This is a genomic window from Halorubrum sp. DM2 (assembly GCF_901686465.1).
In the GTDB taxonomy this organism is placed as follows: Archaea; Halobacteriota; Halobacteria; order Halobacteriales; family Haloferacaceae; genus Halorubrum.
This window is the reverse complement of record NZ_LR594487.1, coordinates 1,375,962-1,390,782: the sequence shown is the minus strand read 5'-3', so window position 1 is coordinate 1,390,782 and position 14,821 is coordinate 1,375,962. Positions and strand designations below refer to the sequence as shown.

Annotated in this window: 14 protein-coding genes; 7 read left to right on the top strand and 7 right to left on the bottom strand. The window is 69.8% G+C overall.

Features of this window, described 5'->3' with window-relative positions; all coding sequences use genetic code 11:
* Positions 1-11 precede the first annotated feature (11 nt).
* The 5 genes from QOL69_RS07070 to QOL69_RS07050 form a co-directional block, all read right to left on the bottom strand.
* A complete protein-coding gene (locus QOL69_RS07070; protein WP_283402626.1) occupies positions 12-665 on the bottom strand; it encodes a DUF447 domain-containing protein in 654 nt (217 codons plus the stop codon).
* Positions 662-1,681 carry a triphosphoribosyl-dephospho-CoA synthase gene (locus QOL69_RS07065; protein WP_283402625.1) on the bottom strand — a complete coding sequence of 340 codons (1,020 nt, stop codon included), beginning with the start codon at positions 1,679-1,681 and terminating at the stop codon, positions 662-664. The genes QOL69_RS07070 and QOL69_RS07065 overlap by 4 nt, the downstream gene beginning before the upstream one ends.
* Complete coding sequence (locus QOL69_RS07060; RefSeq protein WP_283402624.1) at positions 1,678-2,520, bottom strand: tRNA-dihydrouridine synthase; 843 nt, start codon at positions 2,518-2,520, stop codon at positions 1,678-1,680. Before QOL69_RS07060 ends, QOL69_RS07065 begins: the two co-directional genes overlap by 4 nt.
* Entirely contained in the window at positions 2,517-3,551 is a 1,035-nt protein-coding gene (cofD, locus tag QOL69_RS07055) for a 2-phospho-L-lactate transferase (protein WP_283402623.1), read from the bottom strand. The genes QOL69_RS07060 and cofD overlap by 4 nt, the downstream gene beginning before the upstream one ends.
* A gap of 612 nt (positions 3,552-4,163) precedes the next feature.
* Positions 4,164-5,078 carry an isoaspartyl peptidase/L-asparaginase gene (locus QOL69_RS07050; RefSeq protein WP_283402622.1) on the bottom strand — a complete coding sequence of 305 codons (915 nt, stop codon included), beginning with the start codon at positions 5,076-5,078 and terminating at the stop codon, positions 4,164-4,166.
* Positions 5,079-5,241: 163 nt separating this feature from the next.
* Between QOL69_RS07050 and QOL69_RS07045 the strand changes: the two genes are divergently transcribed.
* From QOL69_RS07045 to QOL69_RS07025, 5 genes are all read left to right on the top strand, one after another.
* The gene (locus QOL69_RS07045; RefSeq protein ID WP_283402621.1) at positions 5,242-6,825 is read left to right on the top strand and encodes an HTTM domain-containing protein; all 1,584 of its coding nucleotides are present in this window, start codon (positions 5,242-5,244) and stop codon (positions 6,823-6,825) included.
* Positions 6,826-6,888: 63 nt separating this feature from the next.
* Positions 6,889-7,962, top strand: coding sequence for a glycosyltransferase family 2 protein (locus QOL69_RS07040; protein ID WP_283402620.1), 1,074 nt, complete (start codon positions 6,889-6,891; stop codon positions 7,960-7,962).
* A gap of 171 nt (positions 7,963-8,133) precedes the next feature.
* The gene (gene icd, locus QOL69_RS07035) at positions 8,134-9,396 is read left to right on the top strand and encodes an isocitrate dehydrogenase (NADP(+)) (protein WP_283402619.1); all 1,263 of its coding nucleotides are present in this window, start codon (positions 8,134-8,136) and stop codon (positions 9,394-9,396) included.
* Positions 9,397-9,614: 218 nt separating this feature from the next.
* Positions 9,615-10,499, top strand: coding sequence for a hypothetical protein (locus tag QOL69_RS07030; protein WP_052334973.1), 885 nt, complete (start codon positions 9,615-9,617; stop codon positions 10,497-10,499).
* A gap of 91 nt (positions 10,500-10,590) precedes the next feature.
* On the top strand, positions 10,591-10,785 hold the full coding sequence (locus tag QOL69_RS07025; protein ID WP_283402618.1) for a cold-shock protein: 195 nt from the start codon (positions 10,591-10,593) through the stop codon (positions 10,783-10,785).
* Between the two features lie 112 nt (positions 10,786-10,897).
* Here QOL69_RS07025 and QOL69_RS07020 read toward each other — a convergent pair whose 3' ends face one another.
* Positions 10,898-11,311, bottom strand: a complete 414-nt coding sequence (locus tag QOL69_RS07020; RefSeq protein WP_048078374.1) for an Lrp/AsnC family transcriptional regulator — start codon at positions 11,309-11,311, stop codon at positions 10,898-10,900.
* 97 nt (positions 11,312-11,408) lie between these two features.
* Between QOL69_RS07020 and carA the strand changes: the two genes are divergently transcribed.
* Positions 11,409-12,470 (top strand): glutamine-hydrolyzing carbamoyl-phosphate synthase small subunit, encoded by a 1,062-nt coding sequence (carA, locus tag QOL69_RS07015; protein WP_283402617.1) that lies wholly within the window; start codon positions 11,409-11,411, stop codon positions 12,468-12,470.
* Between the two features lie 158 nt (positions 12,471-12,628).
* Positions 12,629-13,516, top strand: coding sequence for a 5'/3'-nucleotidase SurE (gene surE / locus QOL69_RS07010; RefSeq protein WP_283402616.1), 888 nt, complete (start codon positions 12,629-12,631; stop codon positions 13,514-13,516).
* Between the two features lie 234 nt (positions 13,517-13,750).
* Here the strand turns inward: surE and QOL69_RS07005 are convergent, their stop codons facing one another.
* Positions 13,751-14,701: a hypothetical protein gene (locus tag QOL69_RS07005; RefSeq protein WP_048078372.1), complete on the bottom strand. Its 951-nt coding sequence runs from the start codon at positions 14,699-14,701 to the stop codon at positions 13,751-13,753.
* Positions 14,702-14,821: the final 120 nt, after the last annotated feature.

The window sequence follows — 14,821 nt, the reverse complement described above, 5'->3', positions numbered from 1 at the left end:
CTCCCGCGTCCTCACGACCCGTCGAGCTCCCGCCACCCGGCCGCCTCGTCGATCCGGGCGAACGCCTCGCGCTCGGCCGGCCCGCCGCAGCGGTCGACCACGTCGGCGAAGTAGCGGAGCCGGTCGAGCAGCTCCTCGGTGTCGAACGACGGCACGTCGAGCCGCGAGGCGGCCACCGTGGCGTCGACGACCGCGCCGAAGCCCCGGTTTACCGTCGGAACGCGCTCGGCCGCGACCGCCGACTCCACCGGCTCCAACTCCCACGTCCGGATCGTCGTGTCGCCCTCGGTCTCGACCGCGACCGCCTCGACGCGGACCTCGACCCACGCGTCGGCGCTCGGCAGGACCGGCTCGTCGGCCTCCCGAACCGTGAGCGCCGCGTCCACGAACGTCCGCGGGTCGACGGTGAACTGGACCACGCCGCCGCCGCGCTCGGTGAAGTTCCGCCACGTGCGGGTGCGCCCGTAGGTGCGCGCGGTGACCGGATCCCCGGGGTCGTCCGGCGCGTGAAGCCCCAGCGCCGCGACGTTCCACCGGTCGTTCGGCCCGCGCGTCGTCACGACGGACTCGGTGACACCCCGGAGTGACACCGGCCAGCCGTCGGGAGCGACGCCGGTCGGATCGTCGCGGTCGGGACCGCGGTCGTCCCTCGGTTCCGGCGTCACGGCGCCACCTCCGCGCCGCGCCGGAGCGCGACGAACAGCGCCGCGCAGGTGAGGTCGGCGGTCGTCCCCGGGTTGATCCCCTCGGCGGCGAACGCTTCCGCCAGCGACTCGGCGGCGTCGAGGTCGGCGTCGTGGACCGCGGCCGCGTCGACCGCGTCGACGCTTCCGACCGGACCCGTCGCGTTCCCTTTGTCCGGCTCGCCCTCGCCCAGCTCCAAGACTGCTCGCGCTCGCGCGCTCGCCTCGCGGGCCGTCTCGGCCCCCCGCGTCGACGCGACGAGGGTGTCCGGCTCCGCGGCGAGCAGCCCGAGGAACGCCCGGGCCGCCCGGTCGGCGAGCGGTCCCTCGTCGGTCAGGATCCACTCGGCCGCGCGGAACGTCCGCGGGAACCCCTCGACCCATTCCGCGGCGTTCCGGTCGGGGACGCGGTCCAGGTCGTCGGGGGCAGCCGACAGCGCCAGCACGTCTCGCAGCGTCATATCGCGCTCCCGGAGCGCGGGTTCGGCGTCGCTCCCGCGCCGCACGTCGAGGTCGTCAGCGCCCGGCGGCGGGTCGCCGACCGCGACGTCGACGGCCTCGAACGCTCGGTAGAAGGCGACCGCGTCGTCGACCGTCGTCGCCCGACAGACCGCGCCGACGCCCGCGGGCGAGAGGTCGCGGTCGGGGTCCGCGGCCGCGCGAACCAACGGCGTGAGGAGCAGCAGGCAGCCGAACTGCGTGTTCGTGCCGGCGCGCGCGGCCATCCCCTCGACGGCGCGCTCGAAGGCGTCGCCGACCCCGACCGTCCCGTCCGGCGAGCCTCCGTTCGCCGTCTCCGCCGCCAGTTCGAGTCCCGCCCGGGCACCGACCGCGCCGCCGAGGAACGACTCGAACCGCAGGTCGTCGAGGTCGCGGTGCCGGTCGACGTTCCCCGGCTTCGGCGTGCCGGCGACCTCCACCAAGAGCGCGAGCGTCGCGTCGTCGACGGGATCGTTCCCGTCCGACCGCCGGCGCTCCCGACGCTCGCGTCGGGTCACGGTCGTGCCTCCGGTTCCAGTTCCGCGTCGCCGCCGCGGTCGCGCAGCGCCCCCGCCCGCCAGTCGGCGACGGCGTCGGCGACGCGCGCGAGGACGGGCGGCTCCTCCGTCGGGCGACCGACGCTCACCCCGTCAGCGCCGTAGGCCGCGTACTCGGCGACCGTCTCTCGGCCGCGAACGCCGTTGTTCGCGACGAGCGTCGCGTCGGGGGGTCCGTCGTCGAGCGCGCTCGCGACCTCGCCGACCGCGGGCTCAGAGTCCATCGCGTCGACGTGGACCCAGTCCGCGCCGGCCTCCGCGGCGGTCTCCGCGGCCGCGACGAGGTCGACGCCGGGGACCGCCGCGCGGACCTTCACGCTCGTCGTCGCGCCCGCCTCGGCCGCGGCGGCGACGTATCGCTCCAAGCGGTCCGGATCGCGCAGGAGCGACTCGCCGCAGCCGACCGCGCGCAGTTCCGGCTGCCGGCAGTGGGCGTTGATCTCGCAGACCGCGTCGCGGTCGGCGCAGATCTCTGCGGTCTCGCGGACCGGTTCGAGGGTCGCGCTCCGGACGTTGATCCCCGGTCTGGCCGGCGCGTCGGCGTCCGCGACCGCGTCGAGCTGGTCGGCGACGAACGCGAGCGGGTCAGTCGGGAGAAACTCCTCGCGCCCGCGGGCGACGAGGTCGCGGGCGGCGGCGCGGCTGGCCGGGTCGAGTGCGACGCCGCCGAGCAGCGCGACGTCGACGTGGTCGGCCGCCCTCCGGGCCCACTCGGCGTCCGCGACGCCGCTGAGGCTCGCGGCGACGAGGAAGGGGCCGTCGCCTGCGGGCGGTTCGGCCCCGTCGACGCGCCGGCTCACTCCGCGCCCTCCCGCGGCGCTGCGTCCGCCACGTCGCCGACGACCGCCGTCAGCGCACGTTCGCAGGCGCGGGCGACGCGTTCGGCGTCGTCGGCGTCGTCGATCCGCGTATCGGTGCGCTCGACGTGTCGGTCGAGTTCAGTCGGGTCCGCCTCGTCGAGGACGAACGCGTCCGCGAAGGGGTACGCGTCCGCGACGCCCGCGGTCGACGGCTCCCGACCCACTCCCTCCATCAGCGCCGCGGCCGGCCCGGAGAACACCTCGTCGCCGACGAACGGCGAGACGGCGACCACGGGCGTCTCGCGGAGCGCGCGCTCGAAGCCGGGCAGCGCCAGCATCGGTCCGAGGCTCGTCACGGGGTTCGAGGGACCGATCACGACCGGGTCGGCGAGCGCCTCGCGCACGGCGTGGGTCGGCTCGGCGTCTTCGGCCCCCCGGAACTCCACGTCGGCGACCGGCGGCTCGCCCCGGCGCGCGACCCAGTACTCTTGGAAGTGGATCGTCTCGCCGGCCTCGGTGTGGATCAGCGTCGCCACCGGGTCGTCGGACATCGGAAGGAGGTCGACATCGAGGTCGAACGCGTCCGCGAGGACGCGGATCGCCTCGGTGAGCGTGTGCCCCTCGTCGAGCAGGCTCGTGCGCGTGAGGTGGACCGCGCGGTCGCGGTCGCCGATCTCCATGAACTCGGCGACCGCCGAGAAGCGCCGCCAGCGCGCGATCTCCCGGCCGGCGGTCTGGGCCGCGTCGTCGAGGTACCGGGGCTCGGTTTCGAGTCCGGCCGCGTCGGCGAGTCGGCCAAGTTCGTCGTGGGTCGCGGTCGTGTCGCCGTCGATCCCCCACCACGTCTCCCGGTCGAGGACGCCGCCGCCCGCGAACAGCACGGTGTCGACGTCCGGGCAGACGAGGTGGCCGCCGATCTCGACGTCGTCGCCCGTGTTGGCGACGACCGCCGTCTCGGCCGAGTCCCACACGCGGGCCGCGCCGTCGAGGAGCTTCGGCGTGCCCGTCCCCCCGGCGAGGAAGGTTACCATACCGGCGCAAGGCGACGCCCGGATTTGTATCCTCGCCTCCGCGGGCGACGTAGAGACTGGGTGTTCGAGGTGGAACCCCGCGCATCTGACGTAGGGACGAACGGCGACACTCGACCGATTTCCCGGTTGGCGCGTGCCTGCGAGGCCGCCCCGCGGCCGAGCAGCACGCGCGAGGGAGTCAGTCGCCGGAGCGAAGCGACGGCGACTGACGAGGCTGGGAAGGCGTGAGGTGCGGTTGCGGTGCGGGGTGGGACTCGAAGGGGCAGTCGGGAGGCGGGCGCAGGCGTTCACGAGAGCGAAGCTCTCGTGAGCCAATCAGAACGCGAAGCGTTCTGATGACGACGCAAGCACTGGAAGGAGCGAACGTAGTGAGCGACTGAAGCGCGTGGTTCGAGACGCCGAAGGCGTCTCGTCATCACGAAAGGCGCTCCGCGCCTTTCGAACGACAGCGAGCGTGCGCCCGCCTCCCGGCTGGGGCTTCGGTGGCCACCTCAGCGGCAGCTTCGTCGTAGCGAGCGGCTGGGGCTTCGGAGGAATCCGCGTCGATCGATGATTCACCGCCGATATCGAAAAGTCAGGCCGCCGAAGCGCCGAGAAATCCGCCCGTGTCGTTCACGTATCGGCGACGCTCGTCTGCATCCCTTCTGTATTAAACGCGCTCCCGGCCTCGTCGTCCCCGAGCACGATAACCCCCGCACCCGACCCCGTAATCTCCTCGAACTCGTCGATCGCTCGCTCGGCCGCCGCCTGTGCCCCGACCCCGTCGTCTAGATACTTGACCGCTCGCCGCGAGAGCGTCACGCGGGCGATATCCTCGCCGGCCCCCGTCGCGCTCGCGCCGCCGGCCTCGGTACAGAAGAAGCCCGACCCGACCTGCGGCACGTCGCCGACGCGCCCGGCGAGCGCGAACGACCGCCCGCCGGTGGAGGTCACGGCCGCGAACGTCTCGCCGTCGGTCGCCACCGCGCCGACCGTGTCGTGGTCGGGGGCGGCGTCCCTCTCGTTCCCGCCGTCGCCGTCCGACCCGCCGCCCGCCTGATCGTCGCCCGAGCCGAACCGCGAGGCGAGCCAGTCGAGGTGTTCTCGGGGGCCGCCCCGCGGCGGGTCCTCCGCCTCGTAGCGCTCTCGCGTCTCGTCGGTGAGCAGGTCGACGCCGGTCTCGACCCCGAACTCCTCGGCGAGGTCGACCGCGTGTTCGCCCGAGACGAAGACGTGCGGCGTCTCCGAGCGGACGACGCGGGCGACGCTCGCCGCGTGCTCGACGCCGGGCATCGAGCAGGCCGCGCCGATCTCGCGGTCCGAGGTCATCACGCCCGCGTCGGTGCGGACGACGCCGTCGGACTGGACTGCGCCGCCGACCCCGGCGTTGAACCGGGGGTCGGATTCGAGGACGCCGACCGCGGACTCCACCGCGTCGAGCGGCGTCGCGCGCTCGGCACCGGTCGCGGCCGCCTCGTCGAGGACCGCCTGTCTGGGCTCCGGCTCGTCCGGGGCACCGCCGGCACCGCCGTGAACGATGATTCGCATATCGGAGGCTCCCGCGGCGGCCACATAAACGCGCCCGGCAGCGGCGGACGCGGAACTCAGCCGGCGCGGCGCTGACCGGCGGCAACCGAGCGTCGCCTTCCTGTCACTGTCTCGCTCCGACGCCGCAAGACCTATTCCCGCCGCTGGGCGACTCGGAAACACCGTGACGACAGCCGATCCCGCCGGCGGCGACTCCGGTCGTTCGCACTCGGGCTCCCGCTCTCTCGCCTCCCGCTTCTCCGCCCCCCGCCTCCGCGCTGCGCTCCGATGCCGATTCGGGATCGATCCGCGCGCGCTCGCCGCGTTCCGGGTCGCGCTCGGCGTCGCCCTCCTCGCCGACCTCGCGCTCCGTGCCCGGAACCTGATCGCCTTCTACACGGACGCCGGCGTCCTCCCTCGCGCGCTGCTTGCCGAGACGTACCCCGTCGCGGCCCGGCTCTCGCTCCACGCCCTCTCCGGCGAGGCGCGGGCCGTCGCGCTGCTGTTTCTCGCCGCCGCCGTCGCCGCCGTCGCGCTCGCGGCCGGGTACCGGACCCGCGTCGCGACCGGGGTCTCGCTGGTCCTGCTCGCGTCGCTTCAGGCGCGGAACCCGTTCGTCCTCAACGCCGGCGACACCCTCCTCCTCCAGCTTTTAGGTGCCGGACTCCTGTGCCCGCTCGGCGCGCGGTGGTCGCTCGACGCCGTCCGCGGCCGCAGCGTCGGGGCCGAGGCGGAGCCGGCGTCGCGTGCGCCGTCCGAGTCGGGCTCCCGGCCCGCGACCGAGCGCGTCGCCGGTCCAGCTTCGACGCTCCTGTTGACGCTCGTCGTCGTGGTGTACGTCTCCAACGCGGTCGAGAAGCTCCGCGGGACGGCGTGGCCCGCAGGGGAAGCGGTCGAGCGGGTCTTCCGACTCACCTACCTCCACGGCCCGCTCGGCGGACTCGTCCCCGAGTGGTCCGCGCTGCTCTCCGCCGCCACCTACGGCTGGCTGGCGCTGCTCGTCGCCTCGCCGCTGCTGATCGCGGCCGTCGGCCGAGTCCGGGTCGCGCTCGCGGGAACGCTCCTCGCGGCGCACCTTTCGATGGCGTTCACGCTCCAGATCGGCGTCTTCTCCGTCATCTCCGCGACCGCGCTGCTCCCCTTCTTCCCGCCGTTCGTCTGGGACCGGGTTGAGCGGGCGGTCGCTCCCGCCGCCGACCGGCTTCGCTCCGTCGCGAGCCGTCGGCCCTTCCTCACGAATCCGCCGACTGAGGGCGGACCGCTCCGGGCCGTCCGCGACCGCGCCGCCGTCGTCGTTCCGGTCCTCGCCGCGGTCCTCCTCGTCGCGCTCGTCGCGTGGAACGGGATGGCGCTCGGACTCGTCGAGACGCCCGAGCCGGTCGCGTCGGCGGCGGACCCGACCGAGGGCGGCTGGGACATGTTCGCGCCGGACCCCCCGTCGACCGACGCGCTCGTGCTGGCGACCGCGACGACCGCCGACGGCGATCGGATCGACGCGCTGTACGGCGACCGCGTCGCTCGGGACCGGCCGCCCTCCGACGCCCGGGCGTACCCCACCGCGCGCTGGCGGAAGCTCCTCACTCTGCTCGCAGACGACCCCGATCCGGCTCGCGTCGATCCGGTCCTCGCGCACCTCTGCGACCGTGCGGACGCGTTCACCGCCGACGGACGGATCGCGTCGGTGTCGCTCTCGGCGGTCGACGTCGACGTCGAGACCGGGGAGACGCGGACCGAGACGCTCGGCTCTCGGGAGTGCCGCCTCGCGTGAGCGGTGCCAGTCGATCGCTTCGGCGATCGACCGTTTATCTTCCCGGCGGGCGAACGGTTCGACGTGACCGCTTCAGAACCGACCGCGGCCTCGACGCGTTCAGAACCCACGGCACCGACGCGTTCTGCGCCGATCTCGGTCCTGCTCCCGACCGTCCGCTGGACCGACGCCTGCGACGAGGTGGCGGACCAGCTCCGCGGTCCCGAGGCGTTCGACGAGGACGCCGGCATCGACGTTGACGGGGACGCCGGCATCGAAGCCGACAGGGGCGTCACAGGCGACGAACTGCTCGTTATCTGCGACTCTCCGGACGACCCCGTGGCGGACCGCCGCGGCGACCTGCCGTCTCGGGTGGAGGTCGTGGTCGCCGGCGAGCCGGAGGGCTGTTCCGGGAAGGCCAACGCCATCGCCACCGGGATGGAGACCGCAGCGAACGACCGGATCTGCTGGACCGACGACGACTTCCATCACCCGCCGACGTGGCTGGCGACGCTCGACGCCGACTACGAGCGTCGCGGGCCGACCACGGAGATCCCGGTGTTCGTCGGGCGCGACCCCCTCGCCCGGCTGTTCGAGCCGGCGTACGTGATCGGCGGGACGCTCGCCGTCTCGACGTCGGGCACCGCATGGGGCGCGCCGGGCATCGCGTGGGGCGGTGCGGTGATATTCGAGCGCGACGACCTCCGCGACGGGACGGCCGCGCTCCTACGCGACCTCCGGCGGACGGTCAGCGACGACGGGACGCTCTCCGACCACCTCGACGTGGCCGCGGTCGACCGGACGCGGCAGGTCCTGGCCGGCGGATCGCTCCGCGGGTCGCTGGAGCGGTTCGTCCGCTTCCTCACGATTACCCGGTACCACGCTCCCGTGGCGACCGCGTTCAACGTCCTCCTCGGCGTCGCGATGGCGGCGCTCTGTCTGCTCGCGCCGGTCGCGGGCGTGACGCTCGTCACGGCGCTCGCGGGCGTCGCCTACGCCCGGTTCGGGATCCGGCGCGTGACGTTCCTGCTCGCAGCGCCCGGCGTGCTGGTCGCCCCGCCGCTTTTGGCGTACGCGTTCGCTCGTCGAACCTTCGTCTGGGGCGGCCGCCGCTACCGCTGGCGGTCGATGTTCGATGTCGCGGTCGAGTCGGTCTGAGGTGCCGTGGTCGAGCCGGTCTGACGCGTCGCGGTCGAGCCGGTCTGCGGCCGGGACGGCCCTGCCGGAGGCGGACGGCCACCGGGGCCCGAAACCGGCAAACGCTGCGAGCGCGACGCTCACGCCGAAAACGGCAGGCACTTTAGGGGGCCACAAGAATCCACGCCCGTTATGAGCTACGACAAAGTCGATGTCCCCGAAGACGGCGAGGCCATCACGCTCGCCGACGAGGAGACCGGCGAGCTGAACGTTCCCGAGAACCCGATCATCCCGATCATTCACGGCGACGGGATCGGCACCGACGTCGGGCCGGCCGCACAGCAGGTACTCGACGCCGCCGCCGAGGCGACGGGTCGTTCCATCGCGTGGATGCGCGTCTACGCCGGCGGCAGCGCCCGTGAGATGTACGACGAGAACCTCCCCGAGGACACCGTCTCGGCCATCCGCGACCACCGCGTCGCGATCAAGGGCCCGCTGACGACGCCCGTCGGGGCCGGCTTCCGCTCGCTGAACGTCGCGCTCCGCAAGACGCTCGACCTCTACGCGAACGTCCGCCCGACCTACTACATCGACGGCGTCCCGTCGCCCGTTAAGAACCCGGAGGAGATGGACATGGTCACCTTCCGGGAGAACACCGAGGACGTCTACGCCGGCATCGAGTGGGAGGCCGGCACCGACGGCTCCGAGAAGGTACGCGACTTCCTCGAACAGGACATGGACGTCCCGGACGTCATCCACGACGGCCCGGTCGGCATCGGCGTCAAGCCCATCTCCGAGTTCGGCTCGAAGCGCCTCATCCGCGAGGCGATCGACTACGCGCTTGCGAACGACCGCGACTCCGTCACGCTCGTCCACAAGGGGAACATCATGAAGTTCACCGAGGGCGCGTTCCGTGACTGGGGCTACGAGGTCGCCGAGGAGGAGTACGGCGACGACGTGATCACCGAAGACCAGCTCTGGGAGGAGCACGACGGCGAGCAGCCCGAGGGCACCCTCGTCGTCAAGGACCGCATCGCGGACAACATGCTCCAGCAGCTGCTGACCCGCACCGACGAGTACTCGGTCATCGCGACGATGAACCTCAACGGCGACTACATGTCCGACGCCGCCGGCGCGCAGATCGGCGGCCTCGGCATCGCGCCCGGCATCAACCGCGGTCACGGTCGCTGTCTCGCCGAGCCGGTCCACGGCTCCGCGCCCAAGTACGCCGGCGAGGACAAGGTGAACCCCACCGCGATGATCCTCTCGGGCCGCGAGATGCTCGATTACCTCGGCTGGTCCGACGCCGCCGACCTCGTGCGCGAGGCCGTCGAGGAGACCATCGCCTCCAAGCGGGTCACCTACGACCTCCACCGCCAGATCGAGGGCGGCGAGAAGCTCGCCACCTCGGAGTTCGCGGACGCCGTCGTCGAGCAGATCGAGGAGCTCGCGTAAGCGAGCGCCGAGCGCCCGAATCGCTTCGCCGGCTCCATTGAAATCCTCTTTTTCAGATGTGCTATCGTGTGAAACAGCGGGTCGGTGTAGCGTGCGAATCGAATCCTATTCATGAGTGAAGCGATGAAACGTTCTCCCCCGGATACTTCAACGGGAGCGACCAACCGTCCGGCATGACGTGCCCTCCACGTGATAGCACTCGACGGCAAGTTCTTCGGGTGATCGGTGGTATCGGCATTACGGCCACCGCCGGCTGTCTCGCGCCGTTTTCACGGTCGGACTCCTGTTCGGACTCGAACGAGGGTGGCCTTTCACTGGACGAAGCGACGGCGACCGGAATCGCCAACGAGTGTAGTACACCTCTCGACGGGTTGCCTCACGCGTCGCAAGTCGCCGTTACCGACGCGCTCGATTCGGAACGCGGTGAATCTACTTCCCGGAGATACTACGCTCCGGACCCCCGGAAGGACTTCGTAGTCACGGGGCCTGAAGCACGCTATTTCCGTATCAACACGACCGATCACGACGGAACACAGACGACCGGTTACGAATACTCGGTCGAGATCGATGTCGATGAATCTGCGCTCTCAGACGGGGTGACAGTTCGTCCGTTTACCGAACTACCTGCTCACGATCGTGAGTCACTCCACAGCGCAATAGGGAATTCAGGGCTCCTTCACGCACCACATTACACGTCGTTCTCAGTCGTGTTTGCGTACGAACAGACCGGTGTACGGGACCGATCCGTGTTCATCCCGGGTGGTGCCACGCACTATTTGGAATGGGACGAGACGTTGCTCCGATTGACCTTCGAGCAGCAACTGACGGTGAAGATCACGAGCACGACCGTCTCGACTGAACTCGTTGCGAGGTCACCGGATGAATTCAAGGAATACATCGGAGACAATCGGGGGGTTGTTCTCGACTCCCTGACGAGCCAACAGCAGGATATCGTGGCCCGAGCGATCGACGGAACGTACACCGAGTGTAAACCGTATTCGGAGCCGTTCAACGCTCTCCGCGAACAACTCTCGATACCAGACCATATCGCCGTGTTACTTGTTCACTACGACGGCGGCTGGTACTTCGGTCATCTGTATTGACCGCCACACTCGTCCGCGGTTCCACGCGAGGTGCCGTGCCACCACGACCCTCGGAAAGGTTATGCCCTCACAGAGTGAACGTATGTTTGTAATGGCGAACGGAAAAGTTGACTTCTTCAACAACACTGGCGGCTACGGTTTCATCTCGACTGACGACTCTGACGACGACGTGTTCTTCCACATGGAAGATGTCGGCGGCCCGGACCTCGAGGAGGGACAGGACATCGACTTCGACATCGAGCAGGCCCCGAAGGGCCCCCGTGCGATGAACGTCGTCCGCAACTAACGCGAGGTTCAACGTCGCCGCACGGTGACGACCGACGACTCGTTTCTTTCGGAACCGCTCTGCCCCGACGAGCGACGCGTCAGTTTTGATGGGGTCCCGTCGCTGTCGACTGCTATCCCAGCCGCTCGTCGAGGATGAGCCGCGTCTTCGTCGACTTGACCTCGTCCATCTCGCGGGCCTGCGTGATCAGTTCGTTGACCGCGCGCGTGTCGACCGCGTCGACGACGAGGACGATGTCCTCCTCGCCGGAGACCTGCCAGACGAAGTCGACCTCCTCCCAGTCGACCATCCGCTGGCCGACTTCGTCCGTGTTGACGTTCATCTCCACCGAGATCTCGATCATCGCCTTCACGTTGCCGGTGCGGGTCGTGACGGTGAACCGCTCGATCACGCCCTCGTCGGTCATCCGGTCGACGCGGTTGCGCACGGTCCCCTCGGAGGTCCCGACTCGGTCCGCGATCTCCGTGTACGGGGTCCGCGCGTCCCGTCGCAGGATCGAGAGGATCCGTCGGTCGAGGTCGTCCATACCGGTCCGTCTCTCCCCCGTCGCCTTACCCGTTACGAATATCGTAACGAACCTTCGAACGACGCATTTATTACCCTTTACGCGTACGTTTCTCGTAATGTCGGACGCCTACATCGCGCTGGCCGACGGACGCGTGTTCGAAGCGCGCGCCCGTGCGCCGGGGCGTACTCGCGGCGAACTGGTGTTCACGACCGCGTACACCGGCTATGAGGAGTCGCTCACCGACCCCTCCTACGCCGAACAGATCCTCACCTTCTCGTACCCCTTGATCGGGAACTACGGCGTCCGAAGCGAACGGTTCGAGTCCGACTCGGTCCAGCCCCGCGCGGCGGTCGCGCGGGAGCTGACCGACGACGTCGCCGACTGGCTCGCCGGCGAGGGCGTGCCCGCCGTCGACCACGTCGACACCCGCGAGATCGTCACCACCGTCCGCGAGGAGGGTGCGATGGCCTGCGGGATCGCGGCCGGCCCGGACGCGACCCCGGAGGACGCGGTCTCGGAGATGGAGGCGTGTAAGCCGATGAGCGACCACGTCGACATCGGCGCGCAGGTCTCCGTCACGGAGCCGACCGTCCACGAGGGTGGCGGCGACGTCGACGTGGCCATGCTCGACTGCGGCGCGAAGGGCTCTATCGTCTCCTCGCTCACCGAGCGCGGCGCTGACGTCCACGTCCTCCCGTACGACGCGACCCCCGAGGACGTGGCCGCCGTCGAACCCGACGTGCTCTTCGTCTCTAACGGCCCGGGTGACCCGGAGAACTTCGTCGCGGCCCAAGAGGTCGTCGACGAGTTCGCGGGCGAGGTGCCGCTGGCCGGCATCTGTCTCGGCCAGCAGGTGATCACGAGCGCGCTCGGCGGCTCGACCGAGAAGATGGCGTTCGGCCACCGCGGCGTCAACCAGCCCGTCAAGGACCTCCGCACGGACAAGGTCGTGATGACCACGCAGAACCACGGCTACACGGTCGACGACACCGGTCCGCTGGAGGTGACGCAGGTGAACGTCAACGACGACACCGTCGAGGGCCTCGACAGCGACGAACTCGACGTCATCACCCGCCAGTACCACCCCGAGGCGAACCCCGGCCCGCACGACTCGCTCGGCTTCTTCGACGAGGTGCTGGATCTGGCGACGTCGGACCGTCGAATCGCCGCGGACTGACGCCCGACCGGTCCCCGTTTCTCGCGGTCACAGCGCCCTCCGCTGACCAATCGGAGTACCACCCGGTCGACGTTCGCGACCCCCGCGCTCCCCGTCGCCGCCGTTTCTCCCCGTCTCAGACCGGCGACGTTTTCTCTCGTCCCCTCGCAGAGTGACGCGTGACAACCGAGATCCTGCTCACCAACGACGACGGGATCGACGCCGTCGGGATCCGGGCGCTCGCGGACGCGCTCTCGACCGAGTACGACGTGACGGTCGTCGCGCCCGAGAGCAATCAGTCCGGCGTCGGCGGCGCGCGCTCGTGGTGGGAGACGACGGTCGAGTACACCGAGACGGACCGCGGCTACGCGGTCGAGGGGACCCCTGCCGACTGCGTCGCGGTCGCGGACGTGGCGCTTGGACTCGACCCCGACGTCGTCGTCTCCGGCTGTAACCACGGGCCGAACATCGGCGCGCACATCCTCGGGCAGTCCGGCACCGTCGGGGCCGCGATGGAGGCCTCCTTCCTCGGCACGCCCGCGATCGCGGTCTCGCTGTACGACCGCGGCAACCTCCCCGTGCCGCCGACGCTCGACGCCGGCGACTTCGCGGTCGCCGGCGAGGTCGTCGCCGACCTGCTCGACCGGATCGACGAGGGGATCCTCCCGTTCGGCGCGGACGTGCTGAACGTCAACGTGCCGGCCGCGGACGACGAGGCGGCGGTGGATCCGACCTACCGACTGACCGAGCCGGCGCGCGGCTTCGACGTGATCGAGTTCCACCCCGGCGAGGAGGGGCCCGAGAACGAGAGCGTCCCCGAAGACGAGAACGTCCCCGAAGGATGGGAGTTCGGCGAGCGTCGCGGCGAGATGGGGATGGAACTCCGCGACCGCTTCTGGCGGGAGTTCCTCCGCGGCGACGTCGCGGACGACCCCGGTTCGGACCGCCGGGCGGCCGTCGAGGGCGAGGTGAGCATCTCGCCGCTGTCGAGTTCGCGCGCGGTCGCGGGCGACCGGGCCGGCGACCTCGTCGAACCGGCTCGCGGCGCGGAGACGGGCGCGGATTGAATACGGCCGGCCGGCACCGCTGATATCCTATTCTCCGGACATGTTCTCGCCCGAAACAGCCGTTCGATGAGATCTGCTTATTGAGTGTCGAGATTGCTACTAGCTCAAAGAAATGTCCCGATAGCTACGCGAGATACAGCGCGCGTGTGTATGAAAATCACTCGTGAGTGATCGTTTTACTCATCGACAGGAGAAAATTGAGCAGGACGCGGCGTGTCTCCCGCCTGTAAGAGATCAGTAGTTCATCAGATCGAAAAGCAGAGCTCTCACACGCGATTCGAGGCTCCGGTTAACGCTCCCAGCCGGCCGGCGCGCGCGTGTGTCCCCGTACCGGTCGATCTTGGTTTCAATGCGATACGTCAGCGACCGCTCTCCAGCGCCGTCTTGAAGGTCAATGACGACGGCACGATTGTCGACGATCCGCCGGAGTCGCCCCGTCTTACGGTGTAGTGTCACCTCTATCCAACAGTCGCCGAACGCCGACGCCGAAATGGGTGCGAACGGCAGTGGAACGACCTGTGCGTACGCATCTGCTCCGGTGACGCGGTACGTGACGGTCGCGTCATCGGCAGCGGTTCGCGTCCAGTCGGTCCGGTGAGGGCGGATGAAATCACGACCGACTGGCTCGAAGGCTCGCTCGTAGTCACCGTCGGGTATGTGTCCGCTCCGCTTGTCTGAGACGCGTACAGCGTCTCCCTCTGGCGTCGGCGCATCGTGGTCATAGAGCCAAGCTCCGTCTGTGATGTAGCGCACGTTCGTCAACGGAAGGTCGTAACTATCGTTGAGCACTCGGTTGTAGTGAAGGAGCGCCCACAGCGTCTGATGGGGCGTGATGTACTCCCTGTCAGGGGCGTCCGCGAGACGACTGCTGTTTGTCAGCGGCGTCTCGAACGTCGTTAGCGTGTGGAGGTGCCGCCGTCGTGAGGGTTCGTGCCACAGCTTGCGGATATCGAGGTCATACGGTGTCTCACCGGTCCAATCTTCCAGAACCCGGACCTTGGTGACGGCTCGATGATCGACAGCGTGGCGATGTCGAGCAGCCGCAATAATACGCTCACGCGGCGATTCGCCTGTCGGCAGCGCCGGGTCGTATGGACGAATGTCTGTAACCCGGAGGCCACCGTACCCCGTGATCGTACCGAGGGCCGTTATGCCCGCCCCGGCGAGGAACCTCCGTCGGTTCATTCGCCACCCTCGGAACGAGTCATCTCCGGCCGCCAGTTACCGACCGCCTGCGAGTTCTGCTGCTCTGGGCCCTCCCAGACCACATGGGTCGTCGCCGGGGCCGAGATCTCGTGATGTAGC